Origin of the sequence: Mesorhizobium sp. M2A.F.Ca.ET.043.02.1.1 (assembly GCF_003952405.1) — a bacterium.
In the GTDB taxonomy this organism is placed as follows: Bacteria; Pseudomonadota; Alphaproteobacteria; order Rhizobiales; family Rhizobiaceae; genus Mesorhizobium.
Map to the genome: position 1 here is coordinate 6,329,533 of NZ_CP034445.1, position 23,082 is coordinate 6,352,614.

The following is a 23,082-nucleotide window of genomic DNA, read 5'->3' on the forward strand; positions in this document are numbered from 1 at the left end:
ACTGGCCCGTCGTCCATGCGTTAGGCCTTCTCGAAGAGAAGGACAATCAGCATGGCATCGTTTTCGACCCTCTCCGACCTCGACATCGACAAGCAGGTCGCGGCGCTTTCGCGGCAATTGAACGACCTCAAGAAGGTTTTGGCCAGGCGCGGTGACGCCTATTATGAGGATGGCCGCGAGGCGGCGTCCGACTATTACTCGCAACTTGCCGACCGCCTTCACGAGGCGCTGCCGGCAATAAGGCGCAGGGGCAGGGTGATCGAGCGGACGGCGCGCGACCATCCGGCGACGACCGCCGCCGTCGGACTTGTCGTGGTCGGACTGCTTGCCGGCCTTCTTATCAGCCGCCGCTGATCAATCGACCGAATCTGAAACAGAAACGGCGGCCGTCCTCGACGGCCGCCATTTCCATGCCGTCGGCTGCAGGCGATCAGTTCGCCAGCTTGAGCCGCGTCTTCGGGTCGACCTTCATGACCTGGCTGCACTTGCCGTAGACGGTGCCGTTCTTGTCGGTGGCGTCGGTGTAGGTGCCCTTACAATCGAGCTGCAGCACCAGGCAGGAGCCCGAACCCTTACAGACGGCGCCGCCGTCGCCGGTCGGATGTGTGCCCGCGAAAGCCGGAGCCGAGACCGAGCCGAAAGCCGAGACGACGAGAGCCGCGGCGAGGGTGATACGCTTGAAGTTGGTCATTTGAGCATTTCCTTCCATTGGTTGTTGGGATCGGCATTCTGGCGTCCCGTTGGGTTGAGGAGCACCTTCGCGGCGCCCATAACCGGTTAGTGCTGTCTCCAACGGAAAGGTTCATATGCGATGCAAAAAATGCGGGGCAGAGAGGAAGTCGCGAGTAGAACTCTCACCTGCGTGTTGCCATTTGGCAAATCCGTCCTAACGACAGCATATGAGCGATTGTCCCGATGCCCGAAGCGAAACGGATGGCGTTCCCTGCGGCGCTGTCGGATTGCAAGTTACGGTCACCGACTTGTTCGGGTTTGGAAAGGTTACCAGGTCGCTTGGGGGCCTGCGCGGCTTCACATGGGCGGCGCGATGCCGTGATTCCCGACCACGACTCGATTCGCGGTGAGCTTGCCATCGCCACCTCGCTTGGCGTTGACGAAGACCGCGGCGCCCGGCGTCAGATCCGAAGGCGTGGCAGCGGCGAATGTCACGATCGGCGTCGTCTGGGGGATCGCGATCTGTTTTTTCTGGCCGTTGTCATAGGTAAGCGTGACCGTGCGGCCCTGGATTTCGGTGACGTCGGCCACGGTGCCGTTTGTCATGCGGCTGTTGGGCTGCAGATCCCAGTCGCGGTCGCCTTCTCCCGTGCCCGTCAGCGCCGCGGGAAAGATGACGACTTCCAGCGCCCCGCTGGCGCCATCGGCCTTGGAAAGCGAGGCGATGCCGAGAAAGTCGCCCTGCTTGATGTCGGCCGCCGATGCCTTGGCGACACCCGAAATCTTCCAGCCGTCGGCAAGCGTGATCGCATCGGTCTTGCCGTCGCGGTCCTTCACCGTCAGCGTCGATCCGGTTATACCGACGACAGTGCCTCGAACACGTGCGGCATCCGTCGCCCACGCTTCCCCGCAGATGACACTTGAGACTGTGCCGAGCACAATTGCGAATGATTTCAAATCCATGGCATTCGGTCCTTCCGTGAAACGCCCGTCGCCCGGGTTTTGGCTGCCGGTGACGGCCAGCTAACGAATCGAGGCGTCGAAAATGCCGGCGAAACCGGTCGCGGCGCTTCAAAAGAACTTGATTGGGCGCCGCGCGATCTTACATGTGGGACGCCTGCGATACCGGCCGGAATGCCGCTTCACGATGGCGTGACGGCCTAAGCTCTTGGCAAATCATTTGTTAACGAGCATTCTCCCGCCAGTCTCAGGCAACGCCACATTTCATCCGACCTGTTTCATCCAAAGGAGTTGCCATGCCCAACACCGCACGGAACGCCGTTTCCAACGACATCATTGCCGCGTCCGGCCTCAATCCGCTGAAGGCCGCTCGCGAAACGAGGGGATATACGATCGAGGAACTGTCTTTGACCTGCGGCCTGGCCGTGGGCGAGATCGTCGACATCGAGGACGGCAAGGACGCCGATCCCGCCAAGCTCCGGCGCATCGCTTCCGCGCTGCAGATGCCGGAAGAGGAATTGATCAAAGTGCCGGCCGCCGAGAATCGGCCCACGCATCAGTAGAGGCGCGAAAAGCGTCCATTCGAGCCCGCTGAGGTTTCGCCCGGCGGGCTTTTTAATGCCTGAAGGCGGAAAGCGCTGGCTCTTGCCAACAATGGTTTAGCCGTGCGATTCGCCGACCGCTGCTATCCGACAGACCTGACGAGGGGCCCACCATGAGCTTGGAATCGGTTCGCGCTTTCTTTGCGCGGCATGCGCCCGACATCGAAGTCATCGTCACCGAGGCCAGTTCGGCCACCGTGGCGCTGGCGGCGGAAGCCCACGGCGTGATGCCCGCGCAGATCGCCAAGACGATCTGCCTGCGCGTCGGCGACGAGACCATGCTGGTCGTCACCAGCGGCGTCGCCAGGCTCGACAACCGCAAGTTCAAGTACAGGATGGGCGGCAAGCCGCGCATGTTGGGCGGCGAGGAGGTGCTGGCCGTCACCAGCCATCCGCCGGGCGGCGTCTGTCCGTTTGGCCTGCCGGCGCCGCTTCCCGTTTATTGCGATCTGTCGCTCAAGGCCCTCGACGAGGTCGTCCCCGCTGCCGGCGCCACCAACGCCGCTGTGCGCATCACGCCGCAGCGCATGGCCGATCTGGTCGGCGCCATATGGGTCGACGTTTGCCAGTAACAATTACCGCCTAGATATCTCCTTGCGGTCCGCGAGCGCCTTCGCCGGCATTCGGCCGCAGGCGCACGCTCGCATTGGGTTGATGGCGGCGCTCATGGTCCATGCCTTTCGCGGCTGCGCCTCGATCAATCCGAAAGCGTCGACTAACGGCCAAAGATTTGGACATTAGTCTTGACAGAAATACATATGTTCAATACCCGTCAAGCATCAGACAGCATGCAATATGGGAGGAATAAGCGGCATGGCTTCCAATATTTCGTTGACGGGCCTTGCCCGGGATCTCGAGGAACGTGGCAAGTCCGGCAAGCCCATCCGCATCGGCCTCATCGGCTCAGGCGAAATGGGAACCGACATCGTCACCCGCGTCGCCCATATGTCCGGCATCGAGATCGGCGCCATTTCCGAACTCAACCTGCCGGCGGCCAGCAAGGCCGTCGATATCGCTTTCCAGGAAACCGGACACGCGCGGGAAGTGTCGAACGCGTCGGCCATGACCGCTGCCATGGAGGCGGGCAAGATCGCCGTCACCAACGATTCCAGCCTTGTCATCGGCAATGACCTCATCGACGTCGTCATCGACGCGACCGGCGTTCCGGCCGTCGGCGCCGAGATTGGCCTGCGCGCCATGGAGCATGGCAAGCACCTGGTGATGATGAATGTCGAGGCGGACGTCACCATCGGCACCTATCTCAAGAGCGAGGCCGACCGGCTTGGCGTCACCTATTCGCTGGGCGCCGGCGACGAGCCGTCTTCGTGCATGGAACTGATCGAGTTCGTCTCCGCCATGGGCCACCCGATCGTTGCCGCGGGCAAGGGCAAGAACAACCCGCTCAACATCGACGCCACGCCTCCGGACTATGAGGAGGAGGCGAAGCGCCGGCACATGAATGTGCGCATGCTGGTCGAATTCGTCGACGGTTCGAAGACAATGGTCGAGATGGCGGCGATCGCCAACGCGACTGGGCTGGTTCCCGACAAGCCCGGGATGCACGGCCCGGCGGCCACGCTCGGCGAATTGTCGAAGGTGCTGGTGCCTGAGAAGGACGGCGGCGTGCTGTCGAAGGTCGGCGTCGTCGACTATTCGATCGGCAAGGGCGTCGCGCCGGGCGTCTTCGTCGTGGCCGACATGTCGCATCCGCGCATCTCGGAGCGCATGGAAGACCTGAAGATGGGCAAGGGCCCGTATTTCACCTTCCATCGCCCCTATCACCTGACCTCGCTGGAAGTGCCGCTGACCTGCGCCCGCGTCGTGCTCTACGGCAAGGCCGACATGGTGCCGCTGGCAAAGCCCGTGGCCGAGGTCTGCGCGGTCGCCAAGAAGGACCTGAAGCCCGGCGACAAGCTCGATGCCATCGGCGAATATTGCTACCGCGCCTGGATCATGACGGCGCCGGAAGCCCATGCGGCGCGCGCGATCCCCTGCGGCCTGCTGCAGGGCGGCTCCGTGACGGCGCCCATCAAGAAGGGCGAGCTCATCACCTATGCCAATGCCGCGCCCGCGCCGGGCTCGAAGATCGCCGAGCTGCGCGCCCGCCAGGACAAGCTCGTCTACGGAACCGTGGAGGCGTGATCATGGCCGGAGCCAGCAAAGCCGTCGTGGATAGCCGGGCCAACCTGCCTTTCGTCTATCGCCAGTACCGTCCAGAGCAACTGAGACAGGTGCTTCACAAGATGTACCTCATCCGCCGCTTCGAAGAGGGCGCGGAAGAGTGCTACATGCGCGGCCTCATCCACGGCACCATGCACCTGTCGATCGGGCAGGAAGCGAGCGCCATGGGCATCTGCATGCCGCTCGCCGAGGATGACCAGATCACCTCGACGCATCGCGGCCACGGCCATTGCATCGCCAAGGGCGCGGAGGTCAGCCGCATGTTCGCCGAGTTCTTCGGCAAGACCACCGGCTATTGCAAGGGCAGGGGCGGCTCCATGCACATCGCCGATGTCGCCAAGGGCAATCTCGGCGCCAATGGGATCGTTGCCGGCGGCATTCCGATTGCCGTGGGCGCAGCACTTTCATCCAAGAGGATGAAGACCGGCAAGGTCGTGGTCTCCTTCTTCGGCGACGGCGCTAACAATGAAGGCGCCTTCCACGAGGCGTTGAACATGGCGGCGATCTGGAAGCTGCCGGTGATCTTCGTGTGCGAGAACAATGGCTACGGCATGTCGACGTCGACGGCGCGCTCGACCGCGGTGAAGAACATCGCCGAGCGGGCGTCCGCCTATTCGATGCCGGGCGTCATCGTCAACGGCAACATCTTCTCCGAGGTCGCCGAGGCGTCCTTCAAAGCGGTCGAGCGGGCGCGCGCCGGCGAGGGGCCGACGCTGATCGAGTCCAAGACCTACCGTCATCGCGGCCATTCCAAGAGCGACCGCAACCGCTACCGCACCAAGGAAGAGATCGAGGACTGGATGGCGAACCGCGATCCGATCACGCTGTTCGAGACGGAGCTGCGCGATTTCGGCTTCATCGACGACCAGGGCATTGAGGCGATCCGCGACGCGGTCGCCAAGGAGATTGCCGACGGCATCGAATTCGCCAAGGCGAGCCCGGCGCCGGAGATCGCCACCCTTGAGGACTATGTTTACACGGAGCATGCGTGATGGACGCCGTGGTGCGTGAACTGAGCTACGCCCAGGCGATCCAGGAAGCCATGGCCATCGCCATGGACATGGACGAGCGCGTCTTCCTGATGGGGGAGGATATCGGCGTTTATGGCGGCGCCTTCCAGGTGACCGGCGACCTCGTCGAACGGTACGGCACCGACCGGGTGATCGACACGCCGATCTCCGAACTGGGCGGCGCTGGCGTGGCAGTGGGCGCGGCCGTCACCGGCATGCGGCCGATCTTCGAATTCCAGTTCTCGGATTTCGCCACGCTCGGCATGGAGCAGATCGTCAACCAGGCGGCCAAGATGCGCTTCATGCTGGGCGGCGAGGTCTCGGTGCCGGTTGTGATGCGTTTCCCTGCCGGCTCCGGCACGGGTGCAGCCGCCCAACACAGCCAGAGCCTGGAAGCCTGGCTCGGCCATGTGCCTGGCCTGAAGGTGATCCAGCCGGCGACGCCGCACGATGCCAAGGGCATGCTGCTGGCCGCCGTTGCCGATCCGGATCCGGTGATGATCTTCGAGCACAAGCTGCTCTACAAGATGAAGGGCCATGTGCCGGAAGGCCACTATACCGTTCCGATCGGCAAGGCCGAAATCCGCCGCGAGGGCCGCGACCTCACCATCGTCGCCACATCGATCATGGTGCAGAAGGCGCTCGACGCCGCCGCGGCGCTGGAAGGCGAGGGCATCGACATCGAAGTCGTCGATCTGCGCACCATCCGCCCGATCGACCGGCAGACCATCATCGACAGCGTGAAGAAAACCTCGCGCCTGCTTTGCGTCTACGAAGCGGTGAAGACGCTCGGCATCGGCGCGGAAGTGAGCGCGCTCGTCGCCGAAAGCGAGGCCTTCGATTATCTCGATGCGCCGATCGTGCGCCTGGGCGGCGCCGAGACGCCGATCCCTTACAATCCGGACCTGGAAAAGGCCACCGTGCCGCAGGTTCCCGACATCATCGCCGCAGCGCGCGACCTCGTGAAAGGGGTCCGCTGAGCGATGCCGACAGAAGTCATTCTTCCCAAGGTCGACATGGACATGGCGACCGGCCAGATCTCGCGCTGGTTCGCCGAGGAGGGCGCTCGCGTCAAGAAGGGTGACGTGCTCTTCGAGATCGAGACCGACAAGGCGGCGATGGAGATCGACGCGCCGGCCAGCGGCACGCTTCGCAACGTCACTGGCAAGGAGCGCGTCGACATTCCCGTCGGTGAGCCCGTCGCCTGGATCTATGCCGACGATGAAGTGTATTCGGCTGAGACGCCGCAGAACAAGGCGCCAATCTCCCCCCTCGTGGGCGAGATGTCGGCGCAGCCGACAGGTGCGGGCGTTGTCCCGCCAACCTCTCATTCCGTCGGGCCCCCCTCAGGCCTGCCGGCCGTCTCCCCCACAAGGGGGGAGATCAGCCAATCGCAGGGGCCCGCCCGAGCCACGCCTTTGGCTCGACGCTTGGCCCGTGAGGCAAATCTGGACCTCTCGGCCATAGCAGGCAGCGGCCCGCGCGGCCGTGTCGTGCGCGCCGACGTCGAGGCCGCGGTCGCAGCGAAAGGCACGGCCACCCTCGCTAAGCCGGCCGCCGAGATTCCGGCCGAAGTCCCGTTCGCCCCGGCGCCCGCGCCCAAGCCGATGTCGGACGACCAGGTGCTGAAGCTGTTCGCCGAAGGCTCCTACGAGCTCGTGCCGCATGACAACATGCGCAAGACCATCGCGCGCCGCCTGGTTGAGGCGAAGTCCACCATCCCGCATTTCTATCTGACGCTGGATTGCGAGCTCGATGCGCTGCTTGCGTTGCGCACGCAGCTCAATGCCGCCGCCCCGATGAGGAAGACCGACAAGGGCGAGGTTCCGGCCTACAAGCTCTCCGTCAACGATATGGTGATCAAGGCGATGGCCATGGCGCTGATGGCGGTGCCGGATGCGAACGCCTCCTGGACCGAGAACGCCATGGTCAAGCACAAGCACGCCGATGTCGGCGTCGCCGTGTCGATTCCCGGCGGCCTGATCACGCCGATCATCCGGCATGCGGATGAAAAGACGCTGTCGGTCATCTCCAACGAGATGAAGGATCTGGCGAGCCGCGCCAGGAGCCGCAAGCTGAAGCCCGAAGAATATCAGGGCGGCACGACGGCGGTATCCAATCTCGGCATGTTCGGCATCAAGGACTTTGCCGCCGTCATCAACCCGCCGCATGCGACGATCCTGGCCGTCGGCGCGGGCGAGGAGCGGGCGGTGGTGAAGAAGGGCGAGATCAAGATTGCCACGGTGATGTCAGTGACGCTTTCGACCGACCACCGCGCGGTCGACGGCGCGCTCGGCGCGGAACTGCTCGGCGCCTTCAAGCGCATGATCGAAAACCCGATGAGCATGCTGGTGTAAGCCAATTCCTGCAGGTCCTTGATCCGGCTTGCTCTTACGCTACAGGCCCTGCGATCACCGACTTGTCAGGCCGGCAGCTCGCAGGAATCCCGGCCGGTGCTTGAAGCCGCCGCCATTTCGTTCCACATCGGGCGCAATGAACGGCAAGATGCGGGAATGGTTTCGGAATTGGCGATGGGCCCTGGCCGCATCGCTGTTCCTGCATGTCCTGATTGCAGCGTTCCTGTTCTTTGGCCTGCCGAGGCCCGAGCAACAGCCGGACCAGCAGGAACAGCCGGTCAACGTCGCGATCGTGCCGCCGCCGGAACAGCCAAAGCCGAAGCCCGCTCCGAAGCCGCCGGAGCCGAAACCTGAACAGAAGGTCGAAAAGCCGCCCGAGCAGCCGGCTCCGAAGCCACCGCCTCCGCAGCCGCCGAAGCCGCAGGACATCCCGGTTCTGAAGCGCGTTTTCCAGTATGGCGAGAAGGATACCGGCCCGGAGAAATCTCTGAACGGGGGCAGCGCTCCGGCCAACGCCCCGTCGCCGGCCCAGGATCAGCCTGCGAAGCCGCCGGTCGCGCCGAAGCCCGCGCCCGGCCAGCCCGCTTCGCCTGCAACGCCCGAGCAGCAGCAGCCGGATTCCAACAAGGCTCAAGAGAAGCCGGCAACCGCAGCGTCGGACGAAAAACCCGCGCAAAGCGAGGAGAAACAAGCCACTGAGGATGCCGACAAGCAGCAGCCCGACAAACAAGAGACGCCGCCGCAAACCACCGAGCAGCAAGCGGCCGTGCCGTTAAAGCCATTGACGGCCGAGTCAGGCGACAAGCCCGCGCCTCCATCCTCGGCCGAAAAGGCAAAGCCTAAGCCTTCCAGGGCGATGAAGTTCAAATCCGCAAGAGCCTTGAGAGCGCCAAGCGGGAACCCGGCAAGGTCGAACTCCGCCGACAGCGCGGCTGCGGGAGCGCCGATCTATTCCGGCCTGCCGGGCGTCAGGAAACTTTACTCGCCGGGTGCGACCGGCAATATGCAGGCTACGAGCTCGATGGAGAACGTGCCGCGCGATCAGCGCATAGCCAATCTTTGCGCCAACGTCCTGAACCAGGAACTGCAAAGCGCCGACTACGCGCCGAAATGGCTGCCGACCATCCCCCTGAAGCAGGGCAATGTTCTCAACCCTCCGCAGGCCGCCTTCAGCACGACAACCCAATGGTACGATCTGAGCTTCCGCTGCGAGGTCGACGTCGACGCCACGCGGGTCCTGTCCTTCAACTTCCGTGTAGGGGGATTGGTCCCGCCGGGGGACTGGACCCGGCGTCGCTTCCCCAGTCTCCGCTAGATTAGGCCGGGACACCAAGCTCCGCCAACTGCCGGGCAACCTCGTGCCAGTCGGCGCAGACAAAATCGGCGCCGGCGGCTTTCAGCCGCGCGCCGTGCTCGGGATAGGTGTGACCGCCGCCGGTATAGCCGATCGCGATCATGCCGGCAGCCACCGCGCCCTGAACGCCGAAGGGCGAATCCTCGACCACGATACAGTCGGTCGGCTTCGCACCCATCTTCTCGGCGGCGCAGAGGAAGATGTCCGGCGCCGGCTTACCGTTCTTCACCATCGAGGAGGAAAAGATCGCCTCGCCGAAGAAGCGCGACAATCCCGTCACCGACAAGCTGTGGTTGATGCGCTCGACCGAGGACGACGAGGCGACGCAACGGTTTCCGGCAAGCGTGTTGAGGAACGGCGCGATCCCCGGCGTCGGCTTCAACTCCTCGGAGAAGAGCAGCTTGGTCTCGGCCCAGATGTCGCCATCGGCCGCCGGGGGGAACTGGTGGCCGGTCAGTTCCTTGATCTTCACGATGATGTCGGCCTGCTTCATGCCGATGCATTGCGCGATGATGCCGCCATGCACGCCCGGCATGCCGTGCTTCTCATAGACGCGCTCGTAAGCCTTGGCGGCCAACGGTTCGCTGTCAACGAGAACGCCGTCGCAATCGAAAATCATCAGTCTGGTTTGCGCCACGCGCTTCTCCCGGCCTCTGTGCCAATGCGCACATCGCTATCGATAAAAAGTCAGATGTTCAATAGCGGGTGATTACGTCTCCAGCGGCTCAAAGCTGGCGCAACGCTTCGCTGACCGGCGAAGATCCGAGCGCGCGCTGCATGGCCTGGCGTGACTGGGCGCGGTCGGGTGTGATCCAGTTGGGCTCGGCGCCGAGGAAGCGGTCGAGGAACGCCACGGCATAGGCGGGCATTTCCGTTGCGTTCTCGCGGTAGGACCACCAGGTGCGCAGATCGTCGGCGCATTTATCGATGCTGGGCGCGTTGCCGAATTCCTGCTCGTGGACGGCGAGGATCGCCGACACGCAGTAGTTGGTATATAGGAAACCTTCCGGCCAGAAGCGCACGATTTCCGCCGTGCCAGCATTTGCCTCGGTCTCGATCATTTCCTTCAGACCTGAGACCTCCCGCGCCGGCGCCTGCCGGATCAGCTCACGCAGCACCAGTCCGGCGGCGAAGACGATGAAGTCCGCGCGGTCGACCGCCGCGAATTGCTTCTGCGCTTCCATGACCTCGATCCAGTCGAGGAAGGCGTGCGTCAGCTTGGCCTCGTCGATCTCGAAGCGCACGCCGAACGTTTCCGACACCACCTTCGCACTGCTGCGGAAGGTGGCGCGGAACCAGCGCAGCTGCCGCAGCCGGTGGCGAAGGTCCGGCATAAGCGCCAGTTCGTGCCTGAAGGGCAGGTCCATGTCTCACATCCCGTTTGACGACAGGCTACCACAGCGCCGCCGACGCCGAAATCGGCCGGTCGGCTGTGGAGCGTTATGGCTGCTAATATAATACATGTTGACATTCGAGGAAACAAATGTTCTCACTTTCGGGTCGTCTCGCCTCCGTTCAATATGTGCCGGAGGAAGAGACTCGGGAGGAGACCGAAATGGCAATCTGGCAGTGGGCACTGCTTCTGCTGTTTGTTGTCTGGGCGCTGCAATCGTTGGGCGTCTGGCTGCAGATGCGGCATTATTCGGATGTCTTCAAAGGCGTCACCAGCCAGTACAAGGACGGTTTCGTCGGCGCGGGCAATTTCCGCGGACGCCTCGCAAAGGGCACCATCGCGCTCATCGTCGTAACGCCGGATCTCATCGTGCGCCGCATGATGGTCATGAGCGGCCGTTCGGTGCTGACCAAGTTCAAGCGACATGAAAAATTCGAGGGCATCCCCCTCGATCGACTCCGGTCCAACCCTGCGATCATGGGGGAGGGGGAACCCGGTGTGGCCGAGGCCGTGAAACGGGCGATCGAGCAGATCGATCGCGCACGGTCGGAGCCGGGGAAGAAGCCGGGCCTGGCCGGCTTGAACATAGCAAGGGCTTAAACGACGCCGGCAGCCGGCTGGGAATGACCGGCAGGGGTCATAAGGAGGAGAAATGTCTGTAATTACACTATTGGCACAGCATGCAGACCTCGCGGTGCACAACCTGCATGTCGCAGGCACCATGGTCTCGGATGCTGCCTGGCACGGCAAGCTCGGCGTCGAGCATGCCACCGATCATCTTGTGGTCCTGGCGCAGGCGACGACCGACAACGCGCCGGTCACCGCCGATCAGCTCAAGGAACAGCTGAAGAATGTGCAGCAGGAAGAGCAGCTCGGCTGGCTCACCGCGATCGGCAAATACTTCATCGGCATCTTCCAGAAGGGCGGCGAAGTGTTCGCCGGCTTCGTCACCGGCATCATCCCGACCCTGGTCGTGCTGATGACGGCCTTCTACGCCGTCACCGAACTGGTCGGCGAGGAGCGCGTCCACGGCCTGGCACGTGGCGCCGGCCGCATCGCGCTCACCCGCTACACGGTGCTGCCTGTGCTCTCGGTGTTCTTCCTTACCAACCCGATGGCCTATACCTTCGGTTCCTTCCTGGAAGAAAAGCACAAGCCTGCCTTCTATGACGCGGCAGTGTCCTATGTGCATCCGCCGCTCGGCCTCTTCCCGCATATCAACCCCGGTGAATATTTCGTCTGGGGCGGCATGCTGGTGGCGCTGCTCGACCTCGAGAAGCGCGGCGTCATCGCCAACGGCTATCACGTCAAGGTGGCCATCTGGTACGCGATCGTCGGCCTCGTCGTCATCCTGCTGAAGGGCATCCTGACCGAGCGCATCACGGCCATCATGGCACGCCGCCAGGGCGTCGAGCTCTAAGGGCGGGAGGACACCATGGCCAAGACATACAAGGCAGTAAAGATATCGAAGGGGTCGACCGGTTGGGGCGGCCCCCTGGTCATCGAGCCGACCGAGCAGCGCAACAAGGTCGTGTCGGTAACCGGTGGCGGCATCCATCCGGTGGCGCAGCTCATTGCCGACATGACCGGCGCCCAGGCTGTCGACGGCTTCAAGTCGCCGCCGATCGAAAGCGAGATGGCGGTCGTCGTCGTCGACTGCGGCGGCACCGCGCGCTGCGGCGTCTACCCGCGCAAGCGTATCCCGACCGTCAATCTGACGCCGGTCGGCCAGGCGGGTCCGCTCGCCCAGTTCATCACGGAAGACATCTACGTTTCGGGCGTGAAGCCGGCCAATGTCGCAGTGGCGGACGGATCCGAAGCGGTCACCACTGCGGGGGGAGCAGCATCGATGAGTTCAAGCAACAACACCACTGCCAGGGCGGCCGAGCCGCTGCCGAGCGAAGGCGGGCTTATCGGCCTGATCAGCTCGATCGGCCGCGTCATGGGCCGCGTGGTCGGCATCTTCTTCAACTCCGGCCGCCGCACCATCGATCAGGTCGTCCGCAACGTGCTGCCCTTCATGGCCTTCGTGACCATGCTGATCGGCCTGATCCTCTATACCGGCATCGGCGATGTGCTGGCGCAGCCGATGGGTCCGCTGGCCAACAACATCGTCGGCCTGCTGGTCATCTCGGCCATCTGCGGCCTGCCGTTCCTGTCGCCCATCCTGGGACCGGGCGCGGTCATCGCCCAGGTCATCGGCGTCGCCATCATCGGCCCGCAGATCGCCAACGGCACCATCTCGCCCGCAATGGCGCTGCCGGCGCTGTTTGCCTACAACACCCAGGTGGGCTGCGACTTCGTTCCCGTCGGTCTGGCGCTCGGTGAGGCCAAGCCGAAGACGATCGAAATCGGCGTGCCGGCGGTGCTCATCAGCCGCCAGATCATGGGCCCTGTCTCCGTGCTGATCGCCTGGGTCGTGTCCCTGATCGTGTTCTAAAATAGCAGTAGTAAAACGAGGTTCGTCATATGTCGGTTCTTCTCAAGACACGGGTCACGGCAATAGGACCCGAAGTGGCGGACCTCGCCGAGGGCGGCGTGCTCATCCTGTTCGCGGATGGCTCGCCTCCCGAACTGGCCGAGGTCTCCGTGCTGCACAAGACGGAGGAAGGCCCGAGCGACGATGCGCCAGCAACAGGCGCCTCCATCACACTCGGGCCGGTCTCGGCGACGATAACGGCGGTCGGCTCCACGGCCTGGAGCAAGGTCCGCGAGATGGGTCATGTCGTGATCTCTTTCAACGGAGCATCCGAGGCCGAAAGGCCGGGTGAGGTTTGCGCGTCCGAGGTCGATACCGGAGCGCTCGTGGCCGCCCTTACACCGGGCGCTGTCATCACCATCGCCGCCTGATAATATCCGCGCTGTCTGTCGATAAGCGCCCAAACCTAGAGAATTGCCATGGAACGCTCGACCATCGTCAGAGTGCACGAAGGTTTGCACGCCCGTCCCGCCACGCGGTTCGTAAAACTCGCCAAGGGTTTCGAATCCGATGTCGAGCTGGTCAAGGACGGCAAGGCGGTCAGCGCCAAGAGCTCGGTCAAGCTGATGCTGCTGGCGGTCAAGGAAAACCAGGAAGTCACCGTGCGCGCCAACGGCGCCGACGCCATCGAGGCGATCGAGGCGCTGATCGGCTATCTGGAGAATCCGCGCGCCGGTCTCGACGACGAGAGCGAAGCGGGTGAGGGCGGCTCTGAAACCGCAGCCGTCGCACCTGCGTCGGAGCCCGTAGCACCGGCTGCAGCATCGGCGGATGGAACGCCGAAACTGCAGGGCGTAGCCGCCAGTGAGGGCGTGGCGATCGGGCCGGCCTTCGCCCATTTCCCGCCGGAGATCGAGGGGCCGGGCAGGCACCTGCAGGCCGGCGAGATCGAAAGCGAGCTCGAGCGCTTCCGCGGCGCCGTCGCCAGCGTCCAGGCGCGCATGGACCGCACGCTTGCCGAGAACAATCTCGCCGCCGGCGACCGCGGCATCGTCGCGGCTTTGCGCGACATCGCCGCCGACGACAGCCTGACCGGCGAGGTCGAAAGACTGATCAAGGGCGGTGACGATGCGGTCTCCGCGGTCATCGCGGCCGCGGCCACCATCGCCGCCGATTTCAGCGCGGTCGACGACCATTATCTCAATGCCCGGGCCGACGACGTCCATGCCGTCGGCCGGCAGATCTGCCTGGTGCTGCTCGGCCAGGACGAGGTCAGCTTGGAGACCATCCCTCAAGGCGCGATCCTGATTGCCGACGACATCGGCGCCTGGGATCTGGCGCGCGCGCCGCTGAAGCGCATCGGTGGCGTGGTCTGCGGCCATGGCGGCGCCACCTCGCACATCGCCATCATCGCCCGCTCGCACGGCATTCCGGCCGTGCTGGGTCTGGGAGACAAGATCAACGAGTTGCGTGCGGCCAAGGAGGTCGCCATCGACGGCAATGCCGGGCATGTGATCGTCGATCCGGATGAGGCGACGCGCTCCGATTTCAACAAGCGCGTTGAAGCCGCGGCGCAGGAGCGCGCCGGGCTGAAAGTGTTCAAGAGCGTGACGCCGACCCGCGCGGATGGCACGGTGATCGAGGTCGCGGCCAATATCGGCTCGCTGGAAGAGATCGAGGCGGCGCAGGAAGCCGGCGCCATGGGCGTCGGCCTGTTCCGCACCGAGCTGCTCTTCATGCGCCACATGCATCTGCCTTCGGAAGACATGCAGGCCGAGACCTACAGCGCCCTGGCCAAGGCGTTCGCGCCGCATTCGGTCATCGTGCGCACGCTCGACATCGGCGGCGACAAGCCGATCGCCGGCATCGAATTCCCCGACGAGGAGAATCCCTTCCTCGGCTGGCGCGGCATCCGCATGTGCCTGGATCGTCCCGACATCTTCAAGAGGCAGTTGCGGGCACTGCTCAGGGCCGCGGTTCACGGCAACATCAAGGTGATGCTGCCGATGGTCTCGGAAATCGCCGAGGTGACGCGGACCCGCGCGCTGGTCGATGAATGCGCGACCGAGTTGAAGGCCGAAGGCGTGCCGCATGCAAGCTTCGACCTCGGCGTGATGATCGAGACGCCAGCCGCCGTGCTGATCGCGTCGGCGCTGGCGAAGGAAGTGGCGTTCTTCTCGATCGGCACCAACGACCTCACCCAGTACATCATGGCCGCCGACCGCCTCAACCCGACGGTCGCCAAGCTTAACGACGTCACCAATCCGGCGGTGATGTCGGCGATCGAGCTGACGGCCAAGGCGGGTGTCGCCGCCGGCATCATGGTGGGCATGTGCGGCGAGGCCGCCGGCCGTCCGGACCTGATCCCGGCCTTCATCGGGATGGGCCTGACCGAGCTCAGCATGAGCCCGGCCTCGATCCAGCGCGCCAAGAAGACCATCGCGGCGATGGCGCCCGAACGATAGCGGATTCCTCGCGGCGGTTACGTCAGATGCGCGAGCAGAGTGGCGAGAACCGGTGTCAGTTCCTGGACGGCATTGGCCTGGGCGCAAGCCTGCCGGATGCGATCCTCCCGCACTTCGGCCGCCAGCACCGCGATCTCGAGAATGTCGGGCTCCGGCGTGCCGCCGTCCGCCTTGGTCGCCAGTCCGCAGGCAAGCACCACGGGCGCAAGGCATCTTATGTCGAGCGACCGGTCGGCCGTTGCCGCCTCGCCAGGCTGAACCGGACGGTGGTTGAGGCATTCGACCAGCAGAGCCGCGCACGCCGCAGCGACCTGGTCGGTGGACGCCGCATCCGCCGTCGCCCCGGCCAGAAGATCGGCATGGCGCTTGCGCATCGCGGCGTGCACGGCGGAAAAACTCGCCTCGTGCACGCGGGGATTGTCGACGCCGTAACCGGCCAGAACCGCGCGGGTCAGATAATACATGTCGCGCCTGAATTGACGTTCGCCGCCGATCTGCCGGTCTTCATCGCCGTCCGGGAAATAGGAGCGCAGGCTTTTCACGGTCGTTCCGTCGACCTTGAGCGGCCGGGAATGGGGAACGAAGGATTCGGCGATCGTCAGCGCGTCGTCGACAGCGGTCGCGGCGTGGCCGAGCAGGCTGCGGCCCGGAAAGGGAGGCAAATTGCCGACTATATCATGAGACATCTCGCCGGCGCTGTCGTGGCGGCTCCGGCGAATGGCGTCGCGCAGTTCCCGAAGCCGGTCCTTCAGGTTGGCGCGGACGTCCTCGGAGATTTGTCGCAGCATCGCCAATTGCCTCGAAATGCTGAAGTCGCTAACGGCTCGGGGGCGCCAGTCGCCCCTCTCTAGATTGTTCGTGTCGATTGGTAGATCAATAGACGATATTTAACCAGCACGCAGAATCGGCGACGGCATCGCGGAGGGGAACTTGGGCAGGCGACGGCAGGGCGAAGCTGAAAACGGCAAGGCGACAGCGGAGGCGGCCGACCAGGTCGTCAATGAAAACCGGACCGACCGGCTCAGGATCCGCGCCGCCTGGATGTATTTCGTCGAGCAGATGACACAGAACGAGATCGCCGACGTGCTCGGCGTCGGCCGGGTCACCATCGTGCGCATGCTGGCGGAAGCGAGGGCGCGCAACGAGGTCAAGATCACCATCGAAAGCGAGCTCCTGGAGATCGTGCGCCTGGAGCGCGCGCTGGAAAAGACCTTCGGCCTGCGGCAGGCGCTGGTGGCGCCGCTCTCCGACCCCAACGCCGATCCGATCCCGGCGATCGCCGCCAAGACCGGCATGTTCCTGTCCGACGCGATGAAATCCGGCATGCGGGTCGGCGTCGGCTGGGGCGTCACACTGTTCCACACCTTGCCTTTCATCAGCGCCAAGTCGCTGACCGACTTCAGCGTGATCTCGCTGCTCGGCGGCGTCGGCGTCGCGCGCCGGGTCAACCCGGCCGAGTTCGCCTGGCGCTTCGCGCAGATTTTTCAGGGCGACGGCTATTTGATGCCGACGCCGGCCGTCGTCGACAGCGTCGAGACCAAGATCGCGCTGGTCGAGCGCTGCGGCCTGCAGGAAATCTTCGAGATGGCCGATGCGCTCGATGCTGTGCTGCTCAGCGTCGGCGGCATCGCGTCGGCCACCACCTTCTCGCGCGGCGGCTTTCTCAAGGAAGCGGACCGGGAGGCCCTGCTTGCGCGTGGCGCCGTCGGCGACCTTCTGTTCCATTTCTACGACCGCAAGGGCGACCTGGTCGACCATCCCGTCAACAGCCATGTGATGTCGGTGGATGTCGATCGGCTGCGCAAGGCTCCGATCCGAATCCTGACCTCCGGCGGCGAAGAGAAGACCGAGGCGCTGCTCGGTGCCATGAACCTGGTCGCGCCGACCGTGCTCATCACCGACGAGGAAAGCGCGCGCCGCATGCTGGCCGCGCATGGCGCGTCGAGGTAGTTGCCGCAAATTTCAATTGATGCAATATTGCTTGCAATATCACTTCTGCAACTCGATATAGTCGCATGAGGCTGGTTCTCGACACAGCGGTTATGGTGGCGGCCGTCCGCAGCGATGCCGGCGCGTCTCGTCGCTTGTTGGTGGCGGCGCTTGAAAGGCGGTTCACGCTGCTTGCCTCCGTACCACTTGTTATAGAGTACCAGGCGGTGATGACGCGGCCGGAGCATTTGAAGGCATCCGGCTTGCCGATCGACGATGTTAATGTCCTGCTGGACGCAGTGGCGGCTGTTGCCGAGCCGGTGAGGCTTGCCTTTTTATGGCGACCAGTGGCTCGCGATCAGGACGACGATATGGTGCTCGAGGCTGCGGTCAACGGACAAGCTGACGCTATCGTGATCTTCAACACCCGCGACTTTAGCGAAGCAGCGGTCCGCTTTGGAATAGATGTCCTGGTGCCCGGTCAGGCTTGGAAACGAATGGAGAAACATAAATGAGGAAAAGCAATTTTGCGCTGCGGCTTCAGCCCTCGCTCCTGGACGAAGCACGTAAGGTAGCGGAAGACGAGGGTGTGGCGCTTAACCAGTTCATCAACGTGGCTGTGGCCGAGAAGCTATCGGCGCTCAGGGTCGAAAGCTATTTCCAGGAGCGCGCGGCGCGCGCCGACATTCCCGCAGCGCTCGATATTCTCAAGCACGCCGGCAAGGGTAAGCCGCCTGTCAAAGGTGACGAATTGGCAAAGTAGCCGAATTTCGGCTGGCTTGGAGTGAGCACGGCTTGCCTCGCGTTATACGCTGCTGTGCTTCGCTGCCGTAATCGCTCGAAAAAATAGAATAACATGGAAAACAGATGGAAGGCCCGGCGTGATTTTGTCCTATTGGCCTCTTGCTTCTGAACCTTTGAGACTATAGGGCTTTGCGCGGTCCGGAGTGTAGCGCAGCCCGGTAGCGCACTTGACTGGGGGTCAAGGGGTCGTCGGTTCGAATCCGGCCACTCCGACCATTTTTAACCTGAGACTTGGCCCCAAGGCTTTCATCGACCGGGAGCGACCGCTTCGTGTCGGTTCGTTCGGCTGCTTGGCGGAGCTCCCAGCCGCAATTTCCGCTGGTGCCGGTACTCCAGCGCGATCGCGCCCCAGACTAGGCCGAGCAGCAGATAAAGATGGCGCCAGTGGTCGATGTCGATCAAGGTGCCGAGCCCGATATTGCCGAGATAGGCGACATAGGCGCAGAGCAGATAGGGCTGCCACGGCCGGTCGCGCAGAAGGATGCGGAAGCCGGCGCCGATCGTCCATAAGGTCAGCGTCAGGAACGACACAAAACCCAGCCAGCCATAATCCATCAGCGCCTTCAGCCAGATGTCGTGCGTGTCCTCGCCATAGATCGTGCCGAAGACCAGCGGGCCGATGCCGAACGGATGCTCGATAGCCAGCTGGAAGCCGATCGCGTAGCGGGCGAAGCGGCCGAGCCTTGCCGAATCGTAGCTCTGCTCGAGCTGCGCGCGCTGGGTGAACATGTCCGACACGCCGGGCAGTTGCAGAATGATGAGGAAGGCGATGACCAGCAGCGCCACGGCCGCGATCGTCATCACCACGACCCGCAGCCGGAACTTGCCGCTGGCGCTCTGCAGGAACAGGCATGCCGTGAGCAGCACCGCCGACACCGCGAACATGCCCCAGGCGCCGCGCGAGAAGGAGAAGAAGATGCCGGCGGTGATGATGAGCAGCGGCATCGCAAGCAGCGGCATGCGCGACACCGGGCCGGTGAGCAGCAGATAGAGCAAGTAGGTGCCGGGCAGCACCAGGAACGGCCCGAACACGTTCGGGTCCTGGAACGCGCCGGCGGCGCGGTCGTATTTGGTGAACATCTCCGCGCCGGGAAAGGCATGGAAATAGCCCGCGATGCCGAGCAGCGACGTCGCCACCGCCGATATGACATAGGCGATGAAGATCAGCCGGTAGAGGCTAGGCTGGACCGAGGTCACCGAGGCGAAGAACACCGCGCTGAAGGCCAGGAACAGCGAGACGGCGAGATAGAGCGGCGTGTTGGCGAGATCCGTCATCTGCGTCATGGCGATCATGCCGCCGATGTTCATCGCCACCAGAAGCACCAGCAAGGGAACGATCGCGCGCGAGATTCGAAGGCCGAACAGCGCCCAGACCGCGATCAGCCCGGCCATGTAGATTTCGTAGGGCGCGGGCTCGCTGATGACGAAGCCGGAGAGCAGGATACCGATGGCGATCGCGGCCGACGCGATCAGCGAGATCAGCTTCGCATTGACCGCCGACGCCGGCAATGCCCACGGCTGCAACTCATGGGCGACGGCGCTCAATAGGCGTTTTCCGTGTTGAGCAGGCGGATCGGCGTCAGGAACAGGATGCGCAGATCGAACAGCATCGACCAGTTCTCGATGTAATAGAGGTCGTATTCCGTGCGCATGCGGATCTTTTCGTTGGTGTCCATCTCGCCGCGCCAGCCATTGATCTGCGCCCAGCCGGTGACGCCGGGCTTCACCTTGTGGCGGGCGAAATAGCCGTCCACCACCTCGTTGTAGAGCAGGTTGTGCGACTGGGCGGCGATGGCATGCGGGCGCGGCCCGACCAGCGACAGCGAGCCGAAGAGCGAGTTGAAGAACTGCGGCAGTTCATCGATCGAGGTCTTGCGTATGAAGCGTCCGACACGGGTGACGCGCGGATCGTTCTTGGTCACCGTCTGCTTGGCGGTCGGGTCGGACCTGTCGGTGAACATCGAGCGAAACTTGTAGACTTCGATGATCTCGTTGTTGAAGCCATGCCGCTTCTGCTTGAACAGCACCGGCCCCTTGCTGTCGAGCTTGATGGCGATCGCCGTGGCGAGCATCACCGGCGAGAAGAGGATGATGCCGACAAGCGAGAAGACGATATCGAAGGCGCGCTTGGCGACCGAGTCCCAGTCGTTGATCGGCTTGTCGAAGATGTCGAGCATCGGCACGGAGCCGATGTAGGAGTAGGCGCGGGGCCTGAACTGCAGCGCGTTGGAATGCGCCGAGAGCCGGATATCGACCGGCAGCACCCAGAGTTTCTTGAGCAACTGCAAGACGCGCGATTCGGCTGTCAGCGGCAGCGACACGATCAGCATGTCGATGCGCGCGATGCGGGCGAATTCAATGAGCTCGGAGATCGTGCCGAGCTTCGGATAGCCGGCGACGATCGGCGGCGAACGCTTGTCGTTGCGGTCGTCGAAGATGCCGCAGATGCGGATGTCGTTGTAGGGCTGCTTCTCGACCGAGCGGATCAGCTGTTCGGCGGCCTTGCCGCCACCGACGATGAGGGCGCGGCGTTCCATGCGGCCATCGCGCGCCCAGCGCCGGATGAGGCTGGACATCACCAGCCTCAGGCCGAAGATCAGCACAAAGCCGACCACGAACCAGGTGCCGAACAGCAGGCGCGAATAGTCTTCCGAGGCCTTGATGGCAAAGGCGGTCAGCGCCATCAGCGCGAAGCTGCCGGCCCAGACAAGCAGCACCCGGCTGAAATTGGCGAGGGGGCGCATCAGCGCCGCGATCTGGTAGCAGTCGGTGACGTCGAGCAGCACCACGGCCAGGAACGATGTCGCCGCGATCGCCAGCGGGTATTGCCAGGCCAGATAATTGAAGAAGCCGACATAGTAGAAATAGACGCCGAGCCCCGACAGGAACAGCAGAGCGAACTCGACCATGCGCAGCACGCCGCTGACCATGATCGGCGACATGGTATCGCGCCGGTATTGCGACGCGACCTGGCGCGCCACATCGTTGATGCCGCCGGGCTTTTCGCTTTCGGCGGGAGCGTCGTAGTTGCGCACCGCATCCATCGAAAAGCGGCGTGCGGGGTCGATCTCATTCATGGGAACTGTCCGCGAGCTTCGCGCAATTGCTTAGCAAAAGAGAGCTAAGAAAGGCTTGAAACAACCCGTGGTTTTGAAGCTGTTGTGCGGTTGCGGACCTACTTGCTCAGCGCCGCGAAATAGGCCTTCTCGATCTCGGCTGCCATCACGTCAGAGCCGAAATGCGCCTTCAGCTCGTCGGCCTGTGGCATCGCCTTGCGGTACGCATCCATGTCTTTGACCGCCATGCCGATTTTGCTGGCAAGCTCGACGGGATCCGGCCGGATCAAGGCAGGGGAGCCATCGCCGAAGATTTCCGGAATGCCGCCGACCGCGGTCGCGATCATCGGCATGCCGGCGGCCAAGGCCTCGAGCACGATATAGGGCATCGCCTCCGCGCGCGACGGAACCACTACCAGCTCAGCCAGGGCGAAAGCTTCCCTCGCCGGCATCGGAGGCAGGAAGCGAACCCGGTTCTCGAGGCCGAGCCGCTCGACCTGAGCGTGGTAGCGCGGCAGGTCGTCGCCATCGCCAACCATCACGGCGCTCAAGGGGCGTTCAAGCTCGCTGCCGGCCAAAGCCAGCGCATCGATGAAGATATCCGGACCTTTCAGGTCGCGCATCATGCCGATGTACAGGAAATCGGCGGCATTGATCGCCGTCGTCACCGATTCGAATTCCGCGGCGCGCAGGCCGTTATAGACGAGCCGGTTGGGTATGGGCGGCTCGCCGACCTTGCGCCGATACGTTTTCCGCTCATAGTCGGAAACGAACAGCAGGCAATCGGTGAAGCGCGCCATGAAGCGCTCCAGGCCGAAGAACAGCTTTCCCGTCGCCGTCGTTTCGTCATAGTGGAGAGAGCCGCCATGCGGCGAATAAAGGCGGGCCACGCGAGACCTTGAAACCCGCAACAGTGAGCCGAACAGCCGGGCATAGGCGCCACCCTTGGCGCCATGCCCATGCAGTACGTCCGGCCGCAATTCCTGGATGATTCGATAGGTGCGCCAGGCCGAGGCGAGGTCGCCCGGCCCGACATGACGCTGCATCGGCGTGCGATGGATGCCGAGCGCGAGGCTGTCCTTCATCGCCTCGAACAGCCGCTCCTCGAAGTCGCCGCCGGTCGTCGAGTCGCAGACGATGCCCACCGCATGGCCGGCGGCGACCTGCGCCTCGGTCAGGTCGCGCACATGCCGGAAGATTCCCCCGACAGGTGAGCGGAAGCAGTGGACTATCCTGAGATTCACCGCCACGCCGGATTTTTCAGAACAGGCGTTCGCGGACGTAGACGGTGTCGCCGGGCAGCAGCGGATCGGATGTAAGCACCCGTCCGGTCATCACCTTGCCGTTGATGTCGCGGGTGATGTCGACGCTCTCCTGATTGGCGCGCGAGGTGAAGCCGCCAGCAATGGCGACCGCCTTTTGCACGGTGAGCCCCGGCACATAGGAATACTGGCCGGCAGCGCCCACTTCGCCCATCACGAAGATCGGCCGGTAACGGTCGATCTCTACCGAAACGTCGGGATCGCGCAGATAGCCCTGGCGCAATTTGTCGGCGATCTCCTTTTCCAGCTGCTGCGCGGTGTGGCCGCGCGCCGGCACGGCACCGACCAGCGGGAAGGAGAGGTAGCCGGACTGGTCGACGCTGTAGGTGTTGGTCAACCCGTCCTGCTCGAACACCGTGACACGGACCCGGTCGCCCGCGCCGAGCCGGTATGGCTGGTCGAGCACTTCATGGAAGGCGGCCGGCGTCGGGCGATAGCTCGAGCAGCCGGTCAGCAGCGACAGGGCAAGCAAAGCGCGAAAGAGGGAAGCAGTGCTTTTCATGACCGGCCAGGAACCTTCATCGCTCTTGCCGCAAGCCGCGGCACAACCCCAGGAAA

Annotated in this window: 25 protein-coding genes and 1 tRNA gene; 17 read left to right on the forward strand and 9 right to left on the reverse strand. The window is 63.8% G+C overall.

The features are described from left to right. The first annotated feature begins 51 nt into the window (after positions 1-51). Positions 52-354: a DUF883 family protein gene (locus tag EJ068_RS30495; RefSeq protein WP_127251773.1), complete on the forward strand. Its 303-nt coding sequence runs from the start codon at positions 52-54 to the stop codon at positions 352-354. A 76-nt stretch (positions 355-430) separates the two neighbouring features. Here the strand turns inward: EJ068_RS30495 and EJ068_RS30500 are convergent, their stop codons facing one another. Both EJ068_RS30500 and EJ068_RS30505 read right to left on the reverse strand, forming a co-directional pair. Next, positions 431-691, reverse strand: a complete 261-nt coding sequence (locus EJ068_RS30500; RefSeq protein ID WP_127251774.1) for a hypothetical protein — start codon at positions 689-691, stop codon at positions 431-433. Positions 692-1,029: 338 nt separating this feature from the next. Beyond that, on the reverse strand, positions 1,030-1,635 hold the full coding sequence (locus EJ068_RS30505) for a hypothetical protein (protein WP_189342234.1): 606 nt from the start codon (positions 1,633-1,635) through the stop codon (positions 1,030-1,032). Between the two features lie 293 nt (positions 1,636-1,928). On the opposite strand from EJ068_RS30505, the gene EJ068_RS30510 reads away from it, so the two are divergent. The 7 genes from EJ068_RS30510 (at position 1,929) to EJ068_RS30540 (ending at position 9,097) form a co-directional block, all read left to right on the forward strand. Then, positions 1,929-2,195 carry a helix-turn-helix transcriptional regulator gene (locus EJ068_RS30510; protein WP_042640159.1) on the forward strand — a complete coding sequence of 89 codons (267 nt, stop codon included), beginning with the start codon at positions 1,929-1,931 and terminating at the stop codon, positions 2,193-2,195. A 152-nt stretch (positions 2,196-2,347) separates the two neighbouring features. Further along, on the forward strand, positions 2,348-2,806 hold the full coding sequence (locus EJ068_RS30515) for a YbaK/EbsC family protein (RefSeq protein WP_127251775.1): 459 nt from the start codon (positions 2,348-2,350) through the stop codon (positions 2,804-2,806). Between the two features lie 241 nt (positions 2,807-3,047). Beyond that, the gene (locus EJ068_RS30520; protein ID WP_127251776.1) at positions 3,048-4,376 is read left to right on the forward strand and encodes an NAD(P)H-dependent oxidoreductase; all 1,329 of its coding nucleotides are present in this window, start codon (positions 3,048-3,050) and stop codon (positions 4,374-4,376) included. A gap of 2 nt (positions 4,377-4,378) precedes the next feature. Next, positions 4,379-5,407, forward strand: a complete 1,029-nt coding sequence (locus tag EJ068_RS30525; protein ID WP_127251777.1) for a thiamine pyrophosphate-dependent dehydrogenase E1 component subunit alpha — start codon at positions 4,379-4,381, stop codon at positions 5,405-5,407. After that, positions 5,407-6,405: an alpha-ketoacid dehydrogenase subunit beta gene (locus EJ068_RS30530; RefSeq protein ID WP_127251778.1), complete on the forward strand. Its 999-nt coding sequence runs from the start codon at positions 5,407-5,409 to the stop codon at positions 6,403-6,405. The genes EJ068_RS30525 and EJ068_RS30530 overlap by 1 nt, the downstream gene beginning before the upstream one ends. Before the next feature lie 3 nt (positions 6,406-6,408). Beyond that, a complete protein-coding gene (locus tag EJ068_RS30535; protein WP_129554967.1) occupies positions 6,409-7,782 on the forward strand; it encodes a pyruvate dehydrogenase complex dihydrolipoamide acetyltransferase in 1,374 nt (457 codons plus the stop codon). Positions 7,783-7,918: 136 nt separating this feature from the next. After that, entirely contained in the window at positions 7,919-9,097 is a 1,179-nt protein-coding gene (locus EJ068_RS30540) for a DUF930 domain-containing protein (RefSeq protein WP_127253694.1), read from the forward strand. Between the two features lies 1 nt (position 9,098). Here EJ068_RS30540 and EJ068_RS30545 read toward each other — a convergent pair whose 3' ends face one another. Both EJ068_RS30545 and EJ068_RS30550 read right to left on the reverse strand, forming a co-directional pair. Then, positions 9,099-9,773: an HAD family phosphatase gene (locus EJ068_RS30545; protein ID WP_127253695.1), complete on the reverse strand. Its 675-nt coding sequence runs from the start codon at positions 9,771-9,773 to the stop codon at positions 9,099-9,101. An 88-nt stretch (positions 9,774-9,861) separates the two neighbouring features. Beyond that, positions 9,862-10,503: a hypothetical protein gene (locus EJ068_RS30550; protein WP_127253696.1), complete on the reverse strand. Its 642-nt coding sequence runs from the start codon at positions 10,501-10,503 to the stop codon at positions 9,862-9,864. Positions 10,504-10,691: 188 nt separating this feature from the next. Here EJ068_RS30550 and EJ068_RS30555 point away from each other — a divergent pair, with 188 nt between their 5' ends. From EJ068_RS30555 to ptsP, 5 genes are read left to right on the forward strand one after another with little or no spacing between them, the layout of a single operon-like run. Beyond that, a complete protein-coding gene (locus EJ068_RS30555; RefSeq protein WP_127253697.1) occupies positions 10,692-11,129 on the forward strand; it encodes a transcriptional regulator GutM in 438 nt (145 codons plus the stop codon). Between the two features lie 52 nt (positions 11,130-11,181). After that, positions 11,182-11,949: a PTS glucitol/sorbitol transporter subunit IIC gene (locus tag EJ068_RS30560; protein WP_041008501.1), complete on the forward strand. Its 768-nt coding sequence runs from the start codon at positions 11,182-11,184 to the stop codon at positions 11,947-11,949. A 15-nt stretch (positions 11,950-11,964) separates the two neighbouring features. Further along, a complete protein-coding gene (locus EJ068_RS30565; RefSeq protein WP_127386233.1) occupies positions 11,965-12,969 on the forward strand; it encodes a PTS glucitol/sorbitol transporter subunit IIB in 1,005 nt (334 codons plus the stop codon). 29 nt (positions 12,970-12,998) lie between these two features. Further along, the gene (locus EJ068_RS30570; RefSeq protein WP_126061115.1) at positions 12,999-13,379 is read left to right on the forward strand and encodes a PTS glucitol/sorbitol transporter subunit IIA; all 381 of its coding nucleotides are present in this window, start codon (positions 12,999-13,001) and stop codon (positions 13,377-13,379) included. Positions 13,380-13,427: 48 nt separating this feature from the next. Further along, on the forward strand, positions 13,428-15,413 hold the full coding sequence (gene ptsP, locus EJ068_RS30575) for a phosphoenolpyruvate--protein phosphotransferase (protein WP_127386234.1): 1,986 nt from the start codon (positions 13,428-13,430) through the stop codon (positions 15,411-15,413). Positions 15,414-15,430: 17 nt separating this feature from the next. Here the strand turns inward: ptsP and EJ068_RS30580 are convergent, their stop codons facing one another. Then, positions 15,431-16,201, reverse strand: coding sequence for a hypothetical protein (locus EJ068_RS30580; protein ID WP_129554968.1), 771 nt, complete (start codon positions 16,199-16,201; stop codon positions 15,431-15,433). 142 nt (positions 16,202-16,343) lie between these two features. On the opposite strand from EJ068_RS30580, the gene EJ068_RS30585 reads away from it, so the two are divergent. The 4 genes from EJ068_RS30585 to EJ068_RS30600 all read left to right on the forward strand — a co-directional run bounded on the left by EJ068_RS30585 (position 16,344) and on the right by EJ068_RS30600 (position 18,362). After that, positions 16,344-17,363 carry a sugar-binding transcriptional regulator gene (locus EJ068_RS30585; RefSeq protein WP_126082911.1) on the forward strand — a complete coding sequence of 340 codons (1,020 nt, stop codon included), beginning with the start codon at positions 16,344-16,346 and terminating at the stop codon, positions 17,361-17,363. Positions 17,364-17,428: 65 nt separating this feature from the next. Continuing rightward, complete coding sequence (locus tag EJ068_RS30590) at positions 17,429-17,857, forward strand: putative toxin-antitoxin system toxin component, PIN family (RefSeq protein WP_127250785.1); 429 nt, start codon at positions 17,429-17,431, stop codon at positions 17,855-17,857. Next, positions 17,854-18,105, forward strand: coding sequence for a toxin-antitoxin system HicB family antitoxin (locus EJ068_RS30595; RefSeq protein ID WP_127250784.1), 252 nt, complete (start codon positions 17,854-17,856; stop codon positions 18,103-18,105). The genes EJ068_RS30590 and EJ068_RS30595 overlap by 4 nt, the downstream gene beginning before the upstream one ends. A gap of 180 nt (positions 18,106-18,285) precedes the next feature. Then, a tRNA-Pro gene (locus EJ068_RS30600) sits at positions 18,286-18,362 on the forward strand. Positions 18,363-18,392: 30 nt separating this feature from the next. Here EJ068_RS30600 and EJ068_RS30605 read toward each other — a convergent pair. The 4 genes from EJ068_RS30605 to EJ068_RS30620 form a co-directional block, all read right to left on the reverse strand. Further along, complete coding sequence (locus EJ068_RS30605) at positions 18,393-19,691, reverse strand: O-antigen ligase family protein (RefSeq protein ID WP_127250783.1); 1,299 nt, start codon at positions 19,689-19,691, stop codon at positions 18,393-18,395. Continuing rightward, a complete protein-coding gene (locus EJ068_RS30610) occupies positions 19,688-21,223 on the reverse strand; it encodes an undecaprenyl-phosphate glucose phosphotransferase (RefSeq protein ID WP_127250782.1) in 1,536 nt (511 codons plus the stop codon). Before EJ068_RS30610 ends, EJ068_RS30605 begins: the two co-directional genes overlap by 4 nt. Before the next feature lie 98 nt (positions 21,224-21,321). Beyond that, a complete protein-coding gene (locus EJ068_RS30615; protein WP_127250781.1) occupies positions 21,322-22,452 on the reverse strand; it encodes a glycosyltransferase in 1,131 nt (376 codons plus the stop codon). Between the two features lie 10 nt (positions 22,453-22,462). Then, positions 22,463-23,026 (reverse strand): polysaccharide biosynthesis/export family protein, encoded by a 564-nt coding sequence (locus EJ068_RS30620; RefSeq protein WP_127250780.1) that lies wholly within the window; start codon positions 23,024-23,026, stop codon positions 22,463-22,465. Positions 23,027-23,082 lie beyond the last annotated feature (56 nt).